This window comes from Ideonella azotifigens, assembly GCF_021043325.1.
Taxonomy (GTDB): Bacteria; Pseudomonadota; Gammaproteobacteria; order Burkholderiales; family Burkholderiaceae_C; genus Ideonella; species Ideonella azotifigens.
Map to the genome: position 1 here is coordinate 27580 of NZ_JAJNKD010000007.1, position 20283 is coordinate 47862.

The 20283-nt window shown below is 66.8% G+C and carries 19 protein-coding genes; 10 read left to right on the plus strand and 9 right to left on the minus strand.

From position 1 onward, the window contains the following. Nucleotides 1–2: 2 nt before the first annotated feature. The gene (locus tag LRH25_RS15985) at nt 3–779 is read right to left on the minus strand and encodes an IclR family transcriptional regulator domain-containing protein (protein WP_231011626.1); all 777 of its coding nucleotides are present in this window, start codon (nt 777–779) and stop codon (nt 3–5) included. 410 nt (nt 780–1189) lie between these two features. Here LRH25_RS15985 and LRH25_RS15990 point away from each other — a divergent pair, with 410 nt between their 5' ends. The 7 genes from LRH25_RS15990 to LRH25_RS16020 all read left to right on the plus strand — a co-directional run bounded on the left by LRH25_RS15990 (nt 1190) and on the right by LRH25_RS16020 (nt 10735). Continuing rightward, the gene (locus LRH25_RS15990; protein WP_231011627.1) at nt 1190–1996 is read left to right on the plus strand and encodes a response regulator; all 807 of its coding nucleotides are present in this window, start codon (nt 1190–1192) and stop codon (nt 1994–1996) included. Beyond that, nucleotides 1993–4629: an ATP-binding protein gene (locus LRH25_RS33115; protein WP_231011629.1), complete on the plus strand. Its 2637-nt coding sequence runs from the start codon at nt 1993–1995 to the stop codon at nt 4627–4629. Before LRH25_RS15990 ends, LRH25_RS33115 begins: the two co-directional genes overlap by 4 nt. A 106-nt stretch (nt 4630–4735) precedes the next feature. Next, nucleotides 4736–6019 (plus strand): ABC transporter substrate-binding protein, encoded by a 1284-nt coding sequence (locus LRH25_RS16000; protein WP_141291899.1) that lies wholly within the window; start codon nt 4736–4738, stop codon nt 6017–6019. 19 nt (nt 6020–6038) lie between these two features. Further along, nucleotides 6039–6992 carry a carbohydrate ABC transporter permease gene (locus LRH25_RS16005; protein WP_231011630.1) on the plus strand — a complete coding sequence of 318 codons (954 nt, stop codon included), beginning with the start codon at nt 6039–6041 and terminating at the stop codon, nt 6990–6992. Beyond that, a complete protein-coding gene (locus tag LRH25_RS16010) occupies nt 6989–7855 on the plus strand; it encodes a carbohydrate ABC transporter permease (protein ID WP_141290646.1) in 867 nt (288 codons plus the stop codon). Before LRH25_RS16005 ends, LRH25_RS16010 begins: the two co-directional genes overlap by 4 nt. Nucleotides 7856–7889: 34 nt before the next feature. Continuing rightward, nucleotides 7890–9653, plus strand: a complete 1764-nt coding sequence (locus tag LRH25_RS16015) for an alpha-amylase family glycosyl hydrolase (RefSeq protein ID WP_231011632.1) — start codon at nt 7890–7892, stop codon at nt 9651–9653. Beyond that, entirely contained in the window at nt 9581–10735 is a 1155-nt protein-coding gene (locus LRH25_RS16020; protein WP_141288667.1) for an ABC transporter ATP-binding protein, read from the plus strand. Before LRH25_RS16015 ends, LRH25_RS16020 begins: the two co-directional genes overlap by 73 nt. A 56-nt stretch (nt 10736–10791) precedes the next feature. Here the strand turns inward: LRH25_RS16020 and LRH25_RS16025 are convergent, their stop codons facing one another. From LRH25_RS16025 to LRH25_RS16035, 4 genes are read right to left on the minus strand one after another with little or no spacing between them, the layout of a single operon-like run. After that, nucleotides 10792–12591: a DUF2326 domain-containing protein gene (locus tag LRH25_RS16025; protein WP_141288669.1), complete on the minus strand. Its 1800-nt coding sequence runs from the start codon at nt 12589–12591 to the stop codon at nt 10792–10794. After that, nucleotides 12588–12827 carry an ABC-three component system middle component 8 gene (locus LRH25_RS33120; protein WP_141288671.1) on the minus strand — a complete coding sequence of 80 codons (240 nt, stop codon included), beginning with the start codon at nt 12825–12827 and terminating at the stop codon, nt 12588–12590. Before LRH25_RS33120 ends, LRH25_RS16025 begins: the two co-directional genes overlap by 4 nt. After that, nucleotides 12811–13770, minus strand: a complete 960-nt coding sequence (locus LRH25_RS16030) for an ABC-three component system protein (RefSeq protein WP_141288673.1) — start codon at nt 13768–13770, stop codon at nt 12811–12813. The genes LRH25_RS33120 and LRH25_RS16030 overlap by 17 nt, the downstream gene beginning before the upstream one ends. Next, complete coding sequence (locus LRH25_RS16035) at nt 13767–14063, minus strand: HigA family addiction module antitoxin (RefSeq protein WP_141288675.1); 297 nt, start codon at nt 14061–14063, stop codon at nt 13767–13769. Before LRH25_RS16035 ends, LRH25_RS16030 begins: the two co-directional genes overlap by 4 nt. Before the next feature lie 442 nt (nt 14064–14505). Between LRH25_RS16035 and LRH25_RS16040 the strand changes: the two genes are divergently transcribed. After that, nucleotides 14506–14757 (plus strand): cysteine rich repeat-containing protein, encoded by a 252-nt coding sequence (locus LRH25_RS16040; RefSeq protein WP_141288677.1) that lies wholly within the window; start codon nt 14506–14508, stop codon nt 14755–14757. Between the two features lie 102 nt (nt 14758–14859). Here LRH25_RS16040 and LRH25_RS16045 read toward each other — a convergent pair whose 3' ends face one another. The 3 genes from LRH25_RS16045 to LRH25_RS16055 all read right to left on the minus strand — a co-directional run bounded on the left by LRH25_RS16045 (nt 14860) and on the right by LRH25_RS16055 (nt 17603). Beyond that, nucleotides 14860–15648 (minus strand): SDR family NAD(P)-dependent oxidoreductase, encoded by a 789-nt coding sequence (locus tag LRH25_RS16045; protein ID WP_141288679.1) that lies wholly within the window; start codon nt 15646–15648, stop codon nt 14860–14862. 142 nt (nt 15649–15790) lie between these two features. Further along, a complete protein-coding gene (locus tag LRH25_RS16050) occupies nt 15791–16504 on the minus strand; it encodes an SDR family oxidoreductase (RefSeq protein WP_231011633.1) in 714 nt (237 codons plus the stop codon). A gap of 145 nt (nt 16505–16649) precedes the next feature. Next, a complete protein-coding gene (locus tag LRH25_RS16055; protein WP_231011634.1) occupies nt 16650–17603 on the minus strand; it encodes a LysR family transcriptional regulator in 954 nt (317 codons plus the stop codon). Nucleotides 17604–17670: 67 nt separating this feature from the next. Here LRH25_RS16055 and LRH25_RS16060 point away from each other — a divergent pair, with 67 nt between their 5' ends. Continuing rightward, the gene (locus LRH25_RS16060; protein WP_141291888.1) at nt 17671–18138 is read left to right on the plus strand and encodes an ester cyclase; all 468 of its coding nucleotides are present in this window, start codon (nt 17671–17673) and stop codon (nt 18136–18138) included. 30 nt (nt 18139–18168) lie between these two features. Further along, complete coding sequence (locus tag LRH25_RS16065) at nt 18169–18765, plus strand: flavodoxin family protein (RefSeq protein ID WP_141291887.1); 597 nt, start codon at nt 18169–18171, stop codon at nt 18763–18765. Here LRH25_RS16065 and pdxR read toward each other — a convergent pair. After that, nucleotides 18741–20243: a MocR-like pyridoxine biosynthesis transcription factor PdxR gene (gene pdxR, locus LRH25_RS16070; RefSeq protein ID WP_231011635.1), complete on the minus strand. Its 1503-nt coding sequence runs from the start codon at nt 20241–20243 to the stop codon at nt 18741–18743. The two genes, LRH25_RS16065 and pdxR, sit on opposite strands and share 25 nt — an antisense overlap. Nucleotides 20244–20283 lie beyond the last annotated feature (40 nt).

The following is a 20283-nucleotide window of genomic DNA, read 5'->3' on the forward strand; positions in this document are numbered from 1 at the left end:
ACTCAGATCAGCGATTGCAGCTGCGCCTGCAGTTGCAGCAGCAAGGGCAGGCCACGCTCGGCCAGCTCGTCCATGCGCATGCGCGAGGCATGTGCGCTGAGGTTGGCCGAGGCCACGACCTCACCCTTGAAGTTGCGCAGCGGCACGGCCACGGTGCGCAAGCCCAGCTCGAATTCCTGGTCCACCAGCGCATGGCCGCGCGCCCGCACCCGCTGCACCTCGGCGCGCAGCGCGTCGTGATCCACCAGCGTGTGGGTCGTGCGGGCGGGCAAGGTCTGGCGGCGCAGCCAGGCGTCCAGCGCCTCGGGTGACAGCGCGGCCAGCAGCACCCGGCCATTGGCCGTGCAGTAGGCCGGCACGCGGGTGCCCGGCTGCAGCGTGCTGGAGGTCAGCCGGCCTGAGCCGGCGGCGGCCACGGAGATCACGTCGTCACCTTCCAGGACACCGGCCGACGAAGATTCCTGCAGTGCAGCCGCAATCGCCTGCAACTGCGGCTGCAGCAAGCGTGGCAGGCGCGACGAGTGCATGAACGATTGCGCCAGCCGCAGCACCTTGACACTCAGCGCGAAGGTCTTGCCGTCGTGCTTCACATAGCCCATCTCGGCCAGCGTCAGCAGGTAGCGGCGGGCCGCGGCGCGGCTCAGGTCGGCTCTGCGGGCGACCTCGGCAATCGTCAGCTGCGGCCGGTCCTGGTCGAATACCTCGATCACGCGCAGCCCTTGCTGCAGGCTGGTGACGATGTCGGCAGTGCCGCGAGATTCGGTGGGAGGCAATGCCATGCCGGGCTCCATCAACGGCCGAACGCTGGCCAGCCCGGAGGCGGGCAGCAGCGCAAGGTCGGCAAGGCGGTTCGGCAGGGCGGGTCCCATGCGCCGAGTCTGGGCCGGCGAGGGTCGCAGTGGGGAGGTAATGTGCGCTGTGCGCCCACTTTCCATCAGATTGGGCGCATTGAAGCTGTGGAAAACCCGGAGACCCTGTCCCTGCGCCCGCCTCGGGGCTGTTTAGCCGTCCTTCGCATGTTTCATTTGTGAATGCAGAATCGACACGCACGACATCCAGGCCGCGACCCAGCCCAGGCAAGCTGTGAGGCTTGCCTGCAGCGCAGGCCCGGCCCGAAGAGGCCGGCGTGACAGGCAACAAGCGAGACAACGCGCCGCGGCAGCCGCCAGGCGCGACAGGAGACAACAAGATGATGGCAAGTCCGCCCACTGCGGCGCTGGCCGAGTTCCCCGCGGGTGCGCTGTCGCTCGGCGCCACGCCGCCATCGCGCGTGCTGGTGGTCGACGACGACGCCGACATGCGCCAGATGCTGGACGACGTGCTGCACCGCAGCGGCTTCGAGGTCGACTGCGTGGACGGTGCCGCGCAGATGCGCGAGGCCATGGCCAGGCACCGCCACGACCTGGTGCTGATGGACCTGCGCCTGCGCAACGAAGACGGCCTGGTGCTGGCCCGGCAGCTGCGCCAGGTCTCGCGCGTGCCCATCGTGATGATCAGCGGCAGCAGCGACGAGACCGACCGCGTGCTGCTGCTCGAACTTGCGGCCGACGACTTCCTGATCAAGCCCTTTGGCATGCGCGAACTGGTGGCGCGCGTGCGCGCGGTGCTGCGCCGCTACGAGCAGGCCGGCGCACCGGCCGTCGCTGCACCGGCACAGGTCCAGGCACCGTCCAACAGCCCGCGCCTGGCTTTTGGCGACTGGGTGCTGGACCTGGGCCGGCGCGAGTTGCGCAGCCGCGCCGGCGAGCTGTGTGCGCTCACGCAAGGTGAATACCGCCTGCTCGAAACCCTGGCCCGCCAGCCGCAGCGCCTGTGGTCGCGCGACGAACTGCTGGAGCAAACCCGCAGCGCCGACACCGAGGTCTACGACCGCACCATCGACGTGCTGATCCTGCGCCTGCGCCGCAAGATCGAACCGAACCCGCGCCACCCGCAGTTTATTTGCACCGAGCGCGGATTGGGCTACCTCTTTCAAGCGCTGGTGACGCCGCTGTGAGCGAAGCGGCGCCGCGGCTGGGCGATCGTGTCCGCACGCGGCTGCTGGCGGCGCTGGTCGCGCTGCTGGCCGCCGCCATCGTGCTGGCCTCGCTGGGCTGGTACGGCATGCGCAGCGCGCAGCGGGCGCTGGTCGGCTTCCAGGGCGAGCTGCTGCCGAACGTCACGCAGGCGCTGGAACTGGCCCAGCGCACAGCGCGGCTCGCCGCCATTGCGCCCAACGTTGGCGAGTCCCGCACCGCTGCCAACCTCGCAGAAAACTCGGCTGCGGTGGACGCACTGCTCGCCGAGGTGCGCCGGCGCGTCGACACGCTGAGCAACGAAGGCGCGCTGGGCCCGGCGCTGCGCACCGTGCTGATCGACCTGACGCGCGACATGGGCCAGCTCGCCGAGCTGACCGGCCAGCGGCAGCAGGTCGAGGCGCAGCTGAAGCTGCAGGTGGCCGAGCTGGACCGCCTGGGGGAGCAGTTGCCCGCGGCCGGCAACGGCCCGGGTGCTGCAGGCGCCAACGCGGTGACCGCGCTGTGGGCCACGCTGGTGACCAGCGCGGGCGGCGGCGACGCCGCGAAGATCGGCAAGCTGCAGGCCGACGCCGAGGCGCTGTGGATCGCCGCGCGCCGCGAGCAGGCCGCGGGCCTGGCCAAGCCATTGCCGGCCGCGCTGGAACGCAGCCTGCTGGACCTGGCCTTCGGCCCGCAGAACCTGCTGGCGCTGCGCCGCTACCAGCTGATGCTGGAAGGCCGCATCGCCTACCTGGTGGTGCTCACGCGTGGCAACGCGGATCAACTCAGCAGCAAGGTCGACGAGTACGTGGACAGCCTGCGCAGCCAGGCGGCCGAGCGTCGCAGTCAGGTGCAGCAGGCCATCCGCTCCGGCGAGGCCGCGCTTTTGCTGCTGGCCCTGGGCAGCGTGCTGATCGCCGCGCTGGCTATGCGCCATGTGCGCCGCTTCATCTCGCAGGTCGAGACCATCACGCAGGCCATGACACGCCTGGTCGGCGGCGACACCGCGCCGCTGGCCCAGCGCACGGCCACCATCACCTTGCGGCGCGACGAACTCGGCGCGCTGGCCCGCAGCTTCGAGGTCTTCCGCGATGCGCTGCTGGCCAAGCAGACGCTGGTGCGCGACCTGCGGGCGCAGGGTGCGCTGCTGGCCGCCGTGCACCAGAGCATGACGGACGCGCTGGCGGTGTTCGGCCGAGGCGGCGAGCTGCGCCTATGGAACACCGGCCTGGCCGAGCTGTTCAGCCAGCTAGGCGTGACGCTGCATCCCGGCCAGCGTGCCCACGAACTGATGCAGGCGCTGCCAGCCGATGCCGCATGGAGCGTGCCGGGGCAGAGCGGCAATCCAGGCGACGCGGCCGAGCTGCTGCAGGCCCACCACATCGAGCTGCAATTGCCCGATGGCCGCCTGTTCGACCTGCGCAGCCAGGCCATGCCCGACGGCGGCACCGTCACGCTGGTGACCGACCTGACGCTGCGGCGCGCCATCCAACGCCAGGAGCAGCACACCCAGCGCCTGGAGGTGCTGGGCCAGCTCACGGGCGGCGTGGCGCATGACTTCAACAACTACCTCGGCACCATCATCGGCAACCTGGACCTGCTGGAAGCCGAGGCCACGCTGTCGCCCGAGGCCAGGCCGCGGCTGCAGCGCGCCTTGCGCGCAGCCGCCAGCGCGGCCGGGCTGACGCGCCGCCTGCTGGCCTTTGCGCGCCGCCAGCCGCTGGCGGCAGAGTGGGTGCCCATCGACGCGATGATCGACGAGATGCGCGACCTGATCGAGTTCAGCGCCGGCCCGCAGACCCGGCTGCAGCTGGACCTGCAGGCCCCCGAGGCGCAGCTTTTCGTCGACCGCGGCCACCTCGAAAACGCGATGTTGAACCTGGTGCTCAACAGCGCCTCGGCCATGCCCGAAGGTGGTGAGCTGTGCATTGCCACGCAGCGCCTGTCGGCCGGCGCAGACGGCAGTGGCGAGACGCTGCAGATCAGCGTTGCCGACACCGGCGGCGGCATTGCCGAGCATCTGCTGGGCAAGGTCTTCGAACCGTTTTTCACGACCAAGGCGCCGGGCGAGGGCAGCGGGCTGGGGCTGAGCATCGTCTACGGTTTTGTGCGCCAGTCCGGTGGCGAGGTCGAGGTGAGCAGCAGGGCAGGTGAGGGCACCTGTTTCACGCTGCGTTTTCCCTGCGCTGCCGGCCATGGCCAGGCGCTGCCGCCGGGCGCCCCGCAGGCGGCCGACGTGCCCGGTGGCAGCGAGCTGCAAGGCCTGTCGGTGCTGGTGGTGGACGACGACGCGGCCTTCCGCGAAACCGTGGTCGACCTGCTGCGCAGCGCTGGCGCGCAGGTGCAGGCGGTGGGCGACGGGCCAGCCGCCTTGCGCGCGGCAGACGAGTCGCCACTGCCCGACGTGGTGCTGACCGACGTGTGCCTGGGCGGCAGCATGGACGGCGTGCAGGTCGCCAACGCGCTGCGCCGCCGCCACCCGGCGCTGCGCCTGTGCCTGATGTCCGGCCTGGCCTTCGAGGCCGTGCTGCCGCGCCTCGAGGCACCCGAAGACGTGGGCCTGCTGCCCAAGCCCTTCGAGCGCGGCGCGCTCACCGCATTGCTCGCCGAGCCGGTGCCAGCGCCGCACTGAAACAAATGCAATTCGCCGTTCACGCACGGCGAGTCTGATGTGCTCCGAGCCGGATCACGGCCCCGACTGCCTTCGCGGCAGGACGCACATCGACAGGAGACATGACATGAACACCATCCCCCGCGCAGCCGCCCTGGCCGCCTTCGCCCTCGTCGCCAGCCTGGCCGCCACTCAGGCGCAGGCCGCGTCGATCAAGATCTCTTGCGGCGCCATCGGCTACGAGCTGGAGCTTTGCAAGAGTGCTGCCGATGCCTGGGCCAAGAAGACCGGCAACGAGGTGCAGGTGGTTGCCACGCCGGCCGACTCGAACGAGCGCCTGGCGCTGTACCAGCAGATTCTGGGCTCGCAGTCCGACAAGATCGACATCTTCCAGATCGACGTGGTCTGGCCCGGCCTGCTGGGCACGCACCTGATCGACCTGACGCCGTATGCCAAGGGCACGCAGTCGCAGCACTTCGAGAGCATCGTCGCCAACAACACCGTGGGCGGCAAGCTGGTCGCCATGCCCTGGTTCACCGACGCCGGCCTGCTGTACTACCGCAAGGACCTGCTGGAGAAATACAAGCAGCCGCTGCCCGTCACCTGGGACGACCTGGCCAAGTCCGCCAAGCTGATCCAGGAAGGCGAGCGCAAGGCCGGCAACGACCGCATGTGGGGCTATGTCTGGCAGGGCCGCGCCTACGAAGGCCTGAGCTGCAATGCGCTGGAATGGCTGGTCAGCTTTGGTGGCGGCAGCGTGGTCGAGCCCAGCGGCAAGATCAGCGTCAACAACCCGCAGGCCGCCGAAGCGCTGCAGACGGCCGCCAGCTGGGTCGGCACCATCTCGCCATCGGCCGTGCTGAACTACGCCGAGGAAGAATCGCGTGGCGTGTTCCAGGCCGGCAATGCCGTCTACATGCGCAACTGGCCGTATGCCTGGGCGCTCTCGCAGGCGGCCGACAGCACGATCAAGGGCAAGGTCGGCATCACCGTGCTGCCCAAGGGCAATGGCGCCAACGGCCGCAGCGCCGCGGCGCTGGGCGGGCACCAGCTGGCAGTCTCGAAGTACAGCAAGAACCCGGCGATTGCCGCGGACCTGGTGATGTACATGACCAGCGCCGAGGTGCAGAAGGAACGCGCGATCAAGGGCTCGTTCAACCCGACCATGCCGGCCCTCTACAAGGACCCGGAAGTCCTGAAGGCCAACCCCTTCATGGGCGAGCTCTACGGCACTTTCGCCAGCGCCGCCGCGCGCCCGGCCACCGTCACCGGTTCGCACTACAACCAGGTCAGCAACGCCTTCTGGAACAGCGCGCACGAAGTGCTGGCCGGCCAGGCCAAGGCCACCGCCGCACTGCCGCAGCTGGAGACCTCTCTGGGCCGCACCAGCCGCGGCGGCAAGTGGAACTGAAGCTGTGACGGAGCTCGCGGTGAAAGCCCAAGCTGCCGCCACCGCGGCGCCGGCCGCCCGGCCCGCCGTGCACGGCGGCGGCATTGCCCGCCACCGCAGCCGCTGGGCCTGGGCGCTGCTCGCGCCCATGCTCCTGCTGCTGCTGGTGATTGCCGGCTGGCCGCTGGCGCGCACGCTGTGGTTCAGCCTGACGGACGCGCAGCTCTCGCAGCTGGGCGACTGGCACTTCATCGGGCTGGACAACTACCTCGGCGAATACGGCGTGCTGATGGACGCCGGCTGGTGGCAGTCGGTCTTCACCACGCTGCGCTTTGCGCTGCTGTCGGTCGCCATCGAGACCGTGCTGGGCCTGGGCGTGGCGCTGCTGATCAACCACCCCTCGCGCCTGCGCACGGGGCTGCGCGCCGCAATGCTGCTGCCCTGGGCCATTCCCACCGTGGTCTCGGCCAAGATGTGGAGCTGGATGCTGCACGACCAGTTCGGCATCCTGAACCACTACATGGTGGCGCTGGGCATCCTCAGTGCGCCGCTGGCCTGGACGGCGGACCCGAACCTCTCGCTGTTCGCCATCGTGCTGGTGGACGTGTGGAAGACCACGCCCTTCATGGCGCTGCTCACGCTGGCTGCGCTGCAGATGGTGCCGTCCGACTGCTACGAGGCGGCACGGGTGGACGGCGTGAAGCCGCTGGCGGTGTTCTGGCACATCACGCTGCCGCTGATCCTGCCCGGCCTGGCCGTGGCGATGATCTTCCGCATGCTGGACGCGCTGCGCGTGTTCGACGTGATCTACGTGATGACCTCCAACGCCCGCGAGACCAAGAGCATGTCGGTCTACGTGCGCGAGCAGCTGATCGACTTCCAGCAGGTCGGCGTCGGCTCGGCCGCGGCCATGCTGCTGTTCTTCACCATCGCGGTCGTCACCGTCACCTATGCGGTGGCCATGCGCAGCCGCGTTGAAAAGGCTTCGGGATGAACACCGCTGCAACGCAGGCGCCACGGCGCACCTTCGGCAAGATCGGCCTTGGCACCGTGGGCTACTGGCTGCTGGCGGCGGTCTTCATCGCGTATTCGGTGTTCCCGTTTGTCTACGCCATTTCCACCTCGCTCAAGCGCGGCAGCGAGATGTTCGAGCCGCGGCTGGTGCCGCTGGCGCCCACGCTGTTCAACTACGTCACCGTCTTCCGCGACCAGCCCTTTGCCCACAACCTGCTGAACTCGCTGCTGGTGGCCGGTGGCGTGGTGCTGCTGTCCATGCTGGTCAGCCTGCCGGCGGCCTGGGCGCTGGGCCGGGTGGCGTTCCGCGGCCGCGGTTTGCTGCTGCTGAGCATCCTGTCGGCCTCGATGTTCCCGCAGGTTGCGGTGCTCTCGGGCATGTTCGAGCTGGTGCGCTGGTTCGGGCTGTACGACAGCCTGGGCGCGCTGCTGTTTGCCGATCTGATGCTCACGCTGCCCTTCACCGTCTGGGTGCTGGTGACCTTCATGAAGCAGCTGCCCAAGGAGCTGGAAGAGGCCGCCATCATGGACGGCGTAGGCCCCATTGGCACCATCTTCCGCATCTTCCTGCCAGTGCTCTGGCCGGCCCTGGTCTCCACCGGGCTGCTGGCCTTCATCGCCGCGTGGAACGAGTTCCTGTTCGCGCTCACCTTCACCATTTCCACCGAGCAGCGCACCGTGCCGGTGGCCATCGCCTTCATCAGCGGCGCCGGCGGCCACGAGCTGCCCTGGGGCCCGATCATGGCCGCCTCGGTGATGGTCACGCTGCCGCTGATCCTGCTCGTCATGTACTTCCAGCGGCTCATCGTCGCCGGCCTCACGGCAGGCGCGGTCAAAGGCTGAAAACCTTTCCCCCGACCCACCCACGCAAACCAACATGCAGCAATCCAGTACCGACCCCGCCTGGTGGCGCGGCGGCGCGCTCTACCAGGTCTATCCGCGCAGCTTCCAGGACAGCAACGGCGACGGCATTGGCGACCTGCCGGGCGTCACCCAGCGCCTGCCCTACATCGCCTCGCTGGGCGTCGAAGGCCTGTGGATCTCGCCGTTCTTCAAGTCGCCCATGCGCGACTTCGGCTATGACGTGAGCGACTACTGCGACGTCGACCCGATCTTCGGCACGCTGGCCGATTTCGACACGCTGGTCACCGAGGCGCACGCCTTGAACCTGCGCGTGCTGATCGACCTGGTCATCAGCCACACCTCCACCGAGCACCCGTGGTTCCAGCAGAGCCGCGTCAGCCGCGACAACCCCAAGGCCGACTGGTACGTCTGGGCCGACCCGCAGCCCGATGGCTCGCCGCCGAACAACTGGCTGTCCATCTTCGGCGGCAGCGCCTGGCAGTGGGAGTCGCGCCGCAAGCAGTACTACCTGCACAACTTCCTCAGCAGCCAGCCGGACCTGAACTTCCACAACGAAGACGTGCAGCAGGCCGTGCTGGACGTGGCCGAGTTCTGGCTGAAGCGTGGCGTGGACGGCTTCCGCCTGGACACCGTCAACTTCTACGTGCACGACAAGCAGCTGCGCTCCAACCCGCCGCAGCCCGCAGGCCACTACGCCGTGGGCGTGCCGCACTGCAACCCGTATGCGCTGCAGCAGCATGTGTACGACAAGAGCCAGCCCGAGAATCTGCCGTTCCTGGAGCGCCTGCGCGCGCTGATGGACCGCTATCCCGGCACCGCGACCATCGGCGAGATCGGCGACGACCACCAGTACGAGCGCCTGGCCGAATACACCCGCGGCCAGCGCCTGCACATGGCCTACACCTTCAACCTGCTGGGCCACCCGTGCTCGCCGGCCTTCATCCACAGCACGCTGCAGGAGTTCGTCGCCAGCACCGAAGGCGCCTGGGCCTGCTGGAGCCTGAACAACCACGACGTGGACCGCGTCGTCACCCGCTGGCAGCCGCTGGGCGAAGCCAGCCGCATCGCGCCGGTGCTGCTGGGCCTGCTGGCCTCGCTGCGTGGCTCGCCCTGCCTGTACCAGGGCGAGGAACTGGGGCTTGCCCAGGCCGAGTTGCCGTTCTCTGCCATCCAGGACCCGTATGGCAAGGAGATGTGGCCGGACTTCCCCGGCCGCGACGGTTGCCGCACCCCCATGCCCTGGCAGGCCGCCGCGCCGCACGCCGGCTTCAGTACCGCCACGCCCTGGCTGCCGGTCGCCGAGCCGCACCTCTCGCACGCGGTGGACCGCCAGGAAGGCGACGACCAGTCGCTGCTCGCCCACTACCGCCGCTTCCTGCACTGGCGCCGCGGCAACCCGCTGCTGCGCAGCGGCGAGATGGCGCTGCTGCCGGCGCACGAACAGGTCGTGGCCTTTGTGCGCCACGAGGCTGGCGAACCGGCGCTGCCGGCGGCCGAAGGCGACACACCCAAGCACCTCGTCTGCGCCTTCAACCTCTCGCCACTGCCGGCGCGCTATGAACTGCCCGCCGGCACCGCCGTGATCCCCGTCAACGGCCACGGCTTCATCGGCAGCCACGAGCCGCAGGTCATCCTGCTGCCGCCGCATCAGGCCTTTTTTGGCCACTTGGTCCCACAAAGCCAGTTGGCAAGGAGCGCGTCCTCATGTCCCGCATCGAACTCCGAAACGTCTCCAAGCGATTTGGGCCTGTCTCCATCTTTCATGCCATCGACCTGAGCATCGCGCCAGGCGAGTTCGTCGTCTTCATCGGCCCCTCGGGTTGCGGAAAATCGACATTGCTGCGGCTCATTGCTGGGCTGGAAGACGCGAGCGACGGCGAGATCGAGATCGACGGCCGCATCGTCAACGCGCTGCCGCCCGCCAAGCGCGACGTGGCGATGGTTTTCCAGAGCTACGCGCTGTACCCGCACATGAGCGTCTACCAGAACATGGCCTTCGGCCTGCAGCAGCAGAAGCTGCCCAAGGCCGAGGTGGAGGCGCGCGTGAAAGAAGCCTCGCGCATCCTGCAGCTGGACGAGCTGCTGGACCGCAAGCCCAAGCAGCTCTCTGGCGGCCAGCGGCAGCGCGTGGCCATTGGCCGCGCCATCGTGCGCAAGCCAAAGGTGTTCCTCTTTGACGAACCCCTGTCCAACCTGGACGCCGCGCTGCGCGTCAACACCCGCGTGGAGATCGCCAAGCTGCACCGCCAAATCGGCTCGGCCAGCATGATCTACGTGACCCACGACCAGGTCGAGGCCATGACGCTGGCTGACAAGATCGTGCTGCTCACGCCCGGCGCCGGCGCCCGTGGCGAGCCCGGCATCGCCCAGGTCGGCTCCCCGCTCACGCTCTACCACCACCCCGCCAACCGCTTCGTCGCCGGCTTCATCGGCTCACCCGCGATGAACTTCGTGGACGCCAGCGTGGCCGCCGCAGACGCCGAACGCGTGCTGCTGGACTGCGCCGGCCAGTCCCAGCTCGCCTGCGTAGACGGTCAAAGTGGTGGCCGCGCCCTGCAACCCGGCCAACGCGCCACGCTGGGCATCCGCCCCGAACACCTGCTGGCCCAGCGCGAAGCCCCAGGCCAGGACACCGGCTGGCCCGCCCAGGTCCAGCACGTCGAACACCTCGGCGAACACGGCTACGTGCACGCCAAGCTGCGCGACGGCAACGCCACCCTCATCGCCAAGGTCCACGACGAGAACTTCCGGGTGGGCGACATGCTGCGCTTGGTCGCGCCGCCGGAAAGCGTGCATGTGTTCCGGGAGGATGGGACGGCGTTGGCGAGGCGGTTGGTGGTGGGGGCGGCGAGCGTTTGAAGGGCGAAGGGGTCAGCGTGGCGAGGAGAAATTGCTCGGCTAATGAGCTTAATGAGCTACCAAGCCTTCATGCGGAAAAGGCGCCCTTCGTCCCCTTCGTCGTGCAACCTCACGACGATTTCCTCGATCGAGAAGACAGGCGTTCCGTCCTCGGAGGGCGGTGGTGCGTCCGAGTCGATCAGCGTGATGATTGGCTGAAGCCCAAGATCTGCGTACTGACGGATGACTGCAAGAAGGTTTGCCTTCTTCCGGTCGTCCAGGGATTCGAAGACGCCGTCGTGGAAGACGAAACGTGGGAATTTTTGATCGAGATGGGCACGCAGCACAGCTAGGTCAAAAGCAATGCACAGTAGTTTCCGATAGGTATGTCCAAGGTCGGCGCTCGTTGCTTTCCCAGCATCATCCAGTACTTCCGCCTTGAATTCGAGATGGCCCTCTTTGTTGACATAAACACTCAGCAAGGCCTTGTGCGAGGTGACCTCTTCGATAATATCGCTGAAGTACAAGCGAATGGATGAGAATAAACTATTGATTTCCCCGCTTTGCGCCTCGACGTTTGCCTCGATTTGCGATTGCAGATGAGTCCGATCCTCGGAGAGCTTTCGGATGTTGGTCCTCAGATCTTGCAGCCTCCGGAGAAAGCCGCGCTGTCTTTCCAGTGTCTCAATATCGGCGCGCAGGGTTACCAGCTCATCTGTAACCTGCTTGTACTTGGCAAAAACATCGGTAGCGCTGAGGAATGACAAAAGATCTGACCTGCGCTTACCAAGCGTGTTCAATTCGGTCGTGATTCCCTTAATTTCGGCTTCGACTTCGGCATATTCTTCAATCAGATAGCCTCGGCGCTCGTCCGTGATTGCGCGATTGAACGCGATTAGCTGGTCGAAATCCCTTTTGATTTGACCGGCAAACAGAACGCCGACTTCCTGAAAGAGTCGCTGGGCTTCGGAAGGATTGAAGAGAATCTGGTCCTCTTCCAGCGAGGCCGCAATCTTCCTTCTGTTTTGACTGAGGGAATAGCGCTGCGTATTAAGTGCGCCGATACGAGCATCAATGTCCTCGACGACCTGCTTGGTTCGCTCCTTATCTTGCTGGCGGAAGTCGAAAGCATCAAGGAGTTTCTGCTTCTTTTCAGCTTCCTTCAACTTTAGTTGAAGAATGCCTTCAATCTTGCTTACATCATCGACAGTTCCGCCAAGTTCGGCTTTAACCGTATCGGCGACGGACTTCGCTTCCTCAAGTTTTTCCTGTTTCTCGTAGTGCTGCTGCACAAGAGAATGATCAAAGCCGAGAATGTGAGCGACGTACGGCTTCCAGTCCTTGTGTGCGCCTATCCCGAAACGGCGAAGCTGGAAAACGTCCTGAAAGTCGTCTTGTCCTCGCAGTTGATATCCGAGGCCTTTCCGGAAATCCCATGGAGATACACCCCGCAAATCAAGAAGGCCGTCCAGCATCTCCCGTGCCCGTTCGAAGGGCAGACCAAAGTGATCCCAGTCTTCTTCCGCGAGGTCGGCGAAATCTTGATGCGATGCCTCATGCTTTTTGAAGCTGATCTTTGTCGCCTCTTCCACCCCTCGCCGTACCGTGACGTAGGAAGCATCAGCCAGTTCGATTTCGAGGAAGAACACGAAGCGACTGAATAACGCCTCATTCTTGAAAAGGAAAAATTTCGGATCGCGCGTGACAAGGAAGCCGTAGTCAATTAATCGGCCGAGAGTGGTCTTGCCGAGGTTGTGCGTGTCCTTATCACGGTTGTCAGGAAGTCGAATCTCGGCCAACACAACATTCAGGCCCGACCGGAAGTCGATCGGACCAAAAAGTTCGGGCTTGTTGCTGTAAAGCTTTGACAACTTCATTGGGGCCCCACGTACTCGACAGCATCAGTTTTCGGGCGGTACTCGATTAGCCCCAGAAGGAATAAAAAATTGAGCGCGGGCAGGAACAGTACGTCACCACCAGCGACAACTTTCTTCACGTACGCCCGCAGCGGGCTGTAACCTTCTAGCCGCCGCTTACGAAGGCGATTCAGCACGAGTAGCGCCACGTTGACGACAGTCCGGTCGGGGTGCGAATGTTTAGTTGGGCGCAGCATCTTCGCCCTCCCCGATGTCGCAATTCCAGTACATGTAGAACAACATCACTCGCGTCAGTTTCTTGTTTCTGCGGAGGATTGGATCCCGTGCGAAGAGCAGGTCCATGAGGTAGTTCATAACGTCGTCGAAGCTTTGATAGGATTTGCGCTTTGCAATAATCTTCAGCTGAAATTCATCGACCGTGGACTCATACATGCGAAGGAGCTCGTCATTCTCCGGTGCTGCCAAAAATTCCTTTACTTGTGCCGTGTCTTTGAGGTACTGCCGGCGCAAAGTTTTGGCATATTCAGGGCTCATCTTGTTAAGCGCATTCTTGGTCTCATAGGACGTGCGCGGAGATGGCGGCGCGTCCATGGTCGTAACAGCCCCGTCCATATGGCGGGCGAGCGCTTCCACGACTTCGGCAAGTTCGTCGGGGCTCACTACAAGAGGTGAGTCAAGTGGATCAAGTCTTGCCAAATTCGGGATCTCAGGAAACGATTTCAGCCACAGTTCAAGCGCCTCAAGGCCGCAAAGCATGATCGACTGCTCTGGGATGCCGCATTCCTTGGCGATGTGAGCGCGAATGTCGCTCTCGGCATTTCCCGTTAGGCTGCGATTTGCGAACAAAATGTAGTGATCAAGTTGATTGGCTCTTTGCAGCTTCTTGATACGCGGAATTTCCTTGCCAATTACAGTGTCCCCTGACTTCGTGCTGAAGAAATCAGATTCGGAGCAACTTCGGTTGTAGCCATTGGTGTGTTTGGCTTGGACGATGATGGTGCCGTTCCACGGCGCGGCCTTGCTCGGGATGAGTTCAGCGACACCGATGAATTTCGCATCACGTCCGCCATCGACGCCTTTGGCGAAACTCTGCACGCCCATGCCAAGCAAGCGCTGACAGATCAGTACAACGAGTTGCTCGAATTGGTCGTCGCTTAGATCTTCGTAGACGTACTTCATTGCGCATCCGCCTGAGTGGTTTGCCGAGGAAGCAGCCGAGTCTCTCTGCCGGAGCTTCGAACGGCTTCGTGCAGCTCATGTTGTGCCTGACGACCCATCCAGAACTCGGGAGCACTGCTGAACCAATGCGCGAAGCGCAAAGCGGAATCACCCTTGATTCCGCACTGCCATTTGATGATTTGCGTGATTCGGTTCGCCGGGACGTGAAGTTGGCGCGCAAGTTCTGTAGGCAGAACTCCGATGGCAGCAAGCTTGCCGGCCAGGATCTGGCCTGGGTGCGCCGGTGTAGTCATGTCTGCGCTCTCTTGCCTTGGTCGCGGCTTTGCCGCTAGGTATCTTCTCGGCCGGCCAGCCAAGGCTCGGAACAAAGTACGTCTATCGTAAACGAGGTCTACGCACTCTCATGCCCCGGCCACCCGCGGCGGCGTGTTGGCTCTGCTCGTGCCGGCTCTGATCGGCGCGCTACTGAGGCAGTCGGTGGAGAAGGGAGTGGCGGGCGTTTCAGCGATGCCGTGTGGGCTTGGGGTCTGTGGCCTGGGGTCTTGCGAAGCGACAACGTCTTGACGCTGGACGTCTTTCATCGGCTTTGGGCCGCCGTTTTGCAAGACCTGACACTGGCAGGCTCCGGCAGGTATTGACCCTCGCAGCTTTCTGCCGCAGCGGGTGTGAGTCGGGTGGGAGAATTGGCCGCGTTTCGCGTCGTATCCCGTGTCACCCAACCTGGAGATCCCGCCCGTGAAGATCATGTTCTCTGCCTTGTCCCTGGCCTGCGCCGGCCTTCTGGCGTCCGCCGCCGCCTACGCTGCTGACGCCGCGCCATCGACCGCCGACGTGGCTGCGGCCTGCAAGGCCGACGTTGACAAGCTCTGCCCCGGCATCAAGCCGGGCGACGGCACGCTCAAGGCCTGCATGAAGGAGCACCGCAAGGAGCTCTCGCCCGATTGCAAGAAGGAACTGATGGAAGCCCGCAAAGCCAAGCAGGGCTAAGTGAAGCTGGGCGCAGCGGCCCGGGAGGTACGCTGCGCCTGCCGAAGGCTTCGCGGCGCTCGCCTCAGAAGGCGAGCGTTCGGTGGGGCCTGCCGGCGCCGGTCAGGCAATCGTGTCGACCACGCCCCCATCCACCCGCAACGCCGCGCCCGTGGTCGCCGAAGCCTGCGGCGAGCAGACATAGACCACCATGTTCGCCACTTCCTCGGGCGTGGCGACACGCTGCAGGATGGACGAGCTGCGGTGGGCCTTGACGAACTCGTTGGCGATGCGCTCGGCGGTGGCCAGGTCGCCGCCCGGCGCCACCAATTGCTGTACGCCTTCGGAGAGCGTGGGGCCGGGCAGCACGGCGTTCACCGTGATGCCGGTGCCGGCCAGGCTCTTGGCCAGGCCGCGTGAGACGGCGAGGTTGCCGGTCTTGCTGAAGCCGTAATGGATCATGTCGGCGGGGATGTTCAGGCCCGACTCGGACGAGATGAACACGATGCGGCCCCAGTTGTTCTGCTGCATGCCGGGCAGGTAGATGCGGCTGGCGCGCACGCCGGACATCACGTTGACCTCGAACATGCGCGTCCACTCTTCGTCGGGGATCTCGGCGAAGGGCTGCAGGTTGAACACGCCCACGTTGTTGACCAGGATGTCCGCATGCGGTTCGGCGGCCTTCAACACCTCGAAGCCCGCGGCGTTGCCCAGGTCAGCCGCCACGCCACGCACCTGGGCGCCCGGCACAGCAGCGCGCAGCTTGACCAGCGACTGTTCTACGTCCTCCTGCTTGCGGCCGGTGATCACGACGCTGGCGCCGGCACGCGCCAGGCCGAGCGCGATGGCATAACCAATGCCGCGGGTGGAGCCGGTGACGATGGCGGTCTTGCCGCTCAGGACGATGTTCATGGCGAGTTGATTCCTTGAAGAGGGGGCCGCGGGCGCGGCATCTGGTGGAAGGATTGAAGCACCAGGGGTGGTGGTGCGTGCCGCCCGGTGCAATCAACCCTTGAAGGCCTGAGCCTTTGGGGTGGCGGCTGGGCAGGCCGGGTCAGGCGATGGCACCGCCGCCGTCGACCCGCACGGTGCTGCCGGTCGCGTAGCCGTTGCCGGCCAGGAAGAGGATGGCCTGTGCAATGTCGTCGGCCTCGCCCACGCGGCCCGCGGGCAAGCGCTTGGCGGCGGCGTCGAACGTGGCCTGGCGCGCGTCGTCCGGCAGCCGGTCCCAGATGGGGGTGTTGACCATGCCGGGCGACACGGTGTTGACCCGCACCGGCGCCAGTTCCAGCGCGAGGCCGCTGGCCAGCGTCTCCAGCGCCGCGTTGATCGCGCCCTGCAGCACGGCCGTCTTGCTGGGCCGCACGCTGAGGAAGCCGGACACGAAGGTCAGCGAGCCGCCGGGGGTGATGCGGGCCGCGCGCGCCACGCCATAGGCACCCCAGAACTTGCTGTCCATGGATCTGCGCGCATCGGCCAGCGGCAGCTTGCGCACCGGGCCGCTGGCCGTCTGCGCCGCCGAGACCACCACATGGTCAAAGTCCGGCCGCTGCGCGAAGAACGCCTCGACAGCGGCGGCATCGGTCATGTCGAGCAACGCGGTGTCGATGCGCCCCTTGTCCCGGGACGCGACGGCTGCCAGCCGCTCCGCGTTGCGCGCCGCGATCGTGACGCGGGCCCCCGCGGCGGCAAAGGCCAGCGCCGTGGCGGCACCGATGCCCGAACTGCCGCCCACGATGAGCACGGTTTGGTTCTGAAACTGGGTCATGGGAAGGTTCTCCTGATCCCATGATCGACGGCGGTGCCGCGCGGCGCTTGGCGCTGTGGAGGGAGGCCGCCGTGACCCTGACGGGGGACTGAGGCTGCGGCGTGCCGCAACGGTGCAGGGCGGCTTGCGCTGAAGCCCTGGGCCGCTATCTGGCGATCTTGGGCGCTGCCGCCTGAAGCGCGCGTTCCGCCACCAGCGCCCGCCCCACCGCCAGCACCTGCTCACGGAACCATCGTTGGCTTGCCAGCGCGTCGCTGCGGCGGTGCCAGTGCAGCACGAACGGCACTTCGTCCACGGCCAGCGGCGGTGGTAACAACACCAGTTGGTCGCCCAGGCCGGAGGCCTGCACGGCGCCCACCATCAGCGTGGCCATCAGGTCGCTGCGGGTGACGACGGCCGTTGCGGCAAAAAGCTGGGGCAGCCGCAGGGCCACGCGGCGTTGGAGGCCCTGCTCGGCCAGTTTCAGATCCACCAGGCCCACGCCGTCGCCCTCGGGCGAGACCAGCAGGTGGTCCATGGCCAGGAAGCGTTCCAGCGTGAGCCGGCGTTTGGCCTGCGCATGGCCGCGGCGCAGCACGCAGACAAAAGGCTCGCTGAACATGGGTGCGGTGAGGATGCGGGGCGTGGCCGAGCCGGGCACGCCCACCGCGGCGTCGGCTTGGCCGGCGTCCAGCATGGCCACCGCGTCTTCCCGAGCGGTGAAAGCCTTCACGCGCAGCGTCACACCGGGGGCGGCCTTGGCCAGCAGCGGCACCAGGCGCGGCAGCGTGACCAGGGCAGGGTGGTCCGACAGGGCCAGCGTGAACGTGGCCGTGCTGCTGGCGGGCTCGAAGGGCTGCGTGAAGGCCAGCGTCTGCTGCAGCTGCGCGAGGGCCGCGGTGATGGGCTCGGCCAGCTCGGTGGCGCGGGGCGTGGGCCGCAGGCCGGCGGCGCTGCGCACGAAGAGTTCGTCCTTCAGCAGATGGCGCAGCCGGGCCAGCGCGGCGCTCATCGCCGGCTGGGTGCGGCCGATGCGCAGGCCGGCGCGCGTCACGCTGCGCTCGCGCATCAGCGCGTCGAAGGCCACCAGCAGGTTCAGGTCCACCGCATGAAGATCCATGCCGTGGATTTTGCTGCATACCATTATTCGATTGGACGCGGGTGGGCGCTGTTTCTACAGTGGCGCCATGCCTTCCGACATCCCCCTTTCTCCCGCCGCCGCAGTGCAGCCCAACGGCCTCAGTGCCGCCGAGCAGCGCGCCATCGAAACCCTTTACCGCGCCTTCAACGAGCAGGACCCGGCGCTGGTCCATGAGGCCACCACGCCCGACTGGCAGGACATCCCGCTGGGCCCCGGCCAGGCGCCAGGCCCGGCCGGGCTGGGCCCTGTCATCGCGATGTTCGCCCAGGCCTTCCCGGACGTGCGCATCACGGTGCAGGAGATGTTCGGCCACCAGGGCCGTGCGGCGGTGCGCGCCCGCATCACCGGCACCCACCGCGGCGAGTTCTTCGGCATTGCGCCGACCGGCAAGCCCATCGACGTGGTGATGCACGAGGTGCACCACCTGCGAGACGGCCGGATCTCGCACACCTGGCACCTCGAAGACTGGTTCGGCATGCTGGGCCAGCTGAGTGCCTGGCCGCCCCAAGCCTGAAACCCCCGTTCCTTTCCAACGAGCAACCCCATGCCCACCATCGCACTCGTCTACTTCTCCCAAGGCGGCAGCACCCACCTGCTGGCCGAGCAGATCGCCGCCGGCGCGCGCCAGTCCGGCCAGGCCGAGCTGCGGCTGATCCGCCTGCACGGCCATCAGGTCCACGAAGGCCGCTGGCAGGACGACACCGTGCTGGCCAGGCTGAGCGAAGCCGATCTGATCGTCTTCGGCGTGCCCACCTTCATGGGCGGTCCGGCCGCCCAGTTCAAGGCCTTTGCAGACGCTACCGCCGGCCTGTGGTTCGCCCGCGCCTGGACCGGCAAGCTCGCGGCCGGCTTTACCACCAGCGGCAGCCCCAGCGGCGACAAGCTGGCCACATTGAGCTACCTGTCGGTGCTGGCCGCGCAGCACGGCATGCACTGGCTGAGCTGGGACGCACTGCCGTACCAACCCGACGGCACCAACCACCTCGGCAGCTTCCTCGGGCTGATGGGCCACAACCTGGCCAACCCCGGCGAGGCGCCGGTGCTCAGCGAGGCGGATGCGCGCTCTGCCCAGCGCTTCGGTGAGCACCTGGCGCGCACGGCACAGCGCCTGTCGCCTCAGCCGGCCGCCTTGCCCGCCTGAGCCTTCGCAATCCGTCCCAGCCGCTTCACCATCGGTCCCATCTGCTCCGCCGAGGTGTTGCCGTAGCCGATCACCAAGCCGTTGTCCTCGGGCCGCGGCTGCATTGCATAGCTGGACAGCGCAGCCACGCCCAGGCCCTGGCGGCGAGCTTCATCGACGATGGCCTGGTCGCGCAAGGCCGCAGCCAGGCGCACCGTGAGGTGCAGCCCACCCTGGCCGCCGAGCACTTCGTGGGCCACGCCGAGCTGCGTGGCCAGCGCTTCGCGCAGCGCCTGCTGGCGCTCGCGGTAGAGGCGGCGCATGCGGCCGAGGTGGCGGGCGAACTGGCCGGTTTCGATGAAGCGGGCCATGGCCAGTTGCTCCAGCCGGTGGCCGCCGCGCAGCAGCTCGGCCATGGGGCTGGCGGCCGCGTCCTGCAGCGCAGCCGGCAGCACCAGGAAGCCCAGGCGCAGCGCGGGGAACATGGTCTTGCTGAAGGTGCCGATGTAGAGCACCGGCGCGTCGGGCCGCAAGCCTTGCATCGCCGCGATGGGCTCGCCCTGGTGGCGGAATTCGCTGTCGTAGTCGTCCTCGACGATCCAGGCGCCGGCCTCGGCTGCGCGCTGCAGCAGGTCCAGCCGGCGCGCCACCGAAAGCACCGCGCCGGTGGGGTATTGGTGGGCCGGCGTGGCCTGGATCAGGCGCGGTGGCGCCTCGCGCCAGGCTTGCGTCGGCACCTGCAGGCCTTGCGCGTCCACCCGCATCGGCACCAGCTTCAGGTCGCCGGCATTGAAGGCGGCCCGCGCGCCGCGGTAGCCGGGGTCTTCCAGCCACACCGTGTCGCCGGGGTTGGTGAGCAGGCGCACGCACAGCGCGAGCGCCTCCTGCGCGCCTTCGGTGACGATGACCTGCGCCGGCTCGCAGCGCACGCCGCGCGAGGCGCGCAGGTGCCGGGCCAGCGCCTCGCGCAGCACCGGCTCGCCGAGAGGGTCGCCATAGGCCAGCGTGGCCGGCAGCGCTGCCTTCAGCACCTGCTCGTGGGCGCGCCGCCAGGCTGCGAGCGGGAACTGGGCCAGCGCCGGAATGCCGGGCGCCAGCGGCAGCGGGCCGGGCGCCCCACCGCGCGTGGGTTGCAGCCTGGACAGGCGCTGCGCGGTCTGCGTGGGCGCCTGCGCCGCGGGCACAGGCTTCGGCCTGGCCACCGGGCGGCCTTGCAGCGCCGCCACCCGCGTGCCTTGCGTGTCGGCCACCACAAAGCCTTCGGCGGCCAGCTGCTCATAGGCGATCAACACCGTGTTGCGGGCCACGCCCAGCGATTCGCTCAGCCCGCGCGAGGACGGCAGCTTGCCGCCGGCTGGCAGCTCGCCGGCCAGGATGGCTTGCTTCAGGCGCTGGGTCAGCTGGGTCTGGCGCGATGGTGCGCCTGGGCCTGTTGCCAACGGGCCGGCGAGCAGTGGGGCGTCCAGGGTCATCGGAATCATCGACAGTCGTGGTTCCATCAGAAGCTAATGGCGTGGTACTTTTCATGATGCCACGATG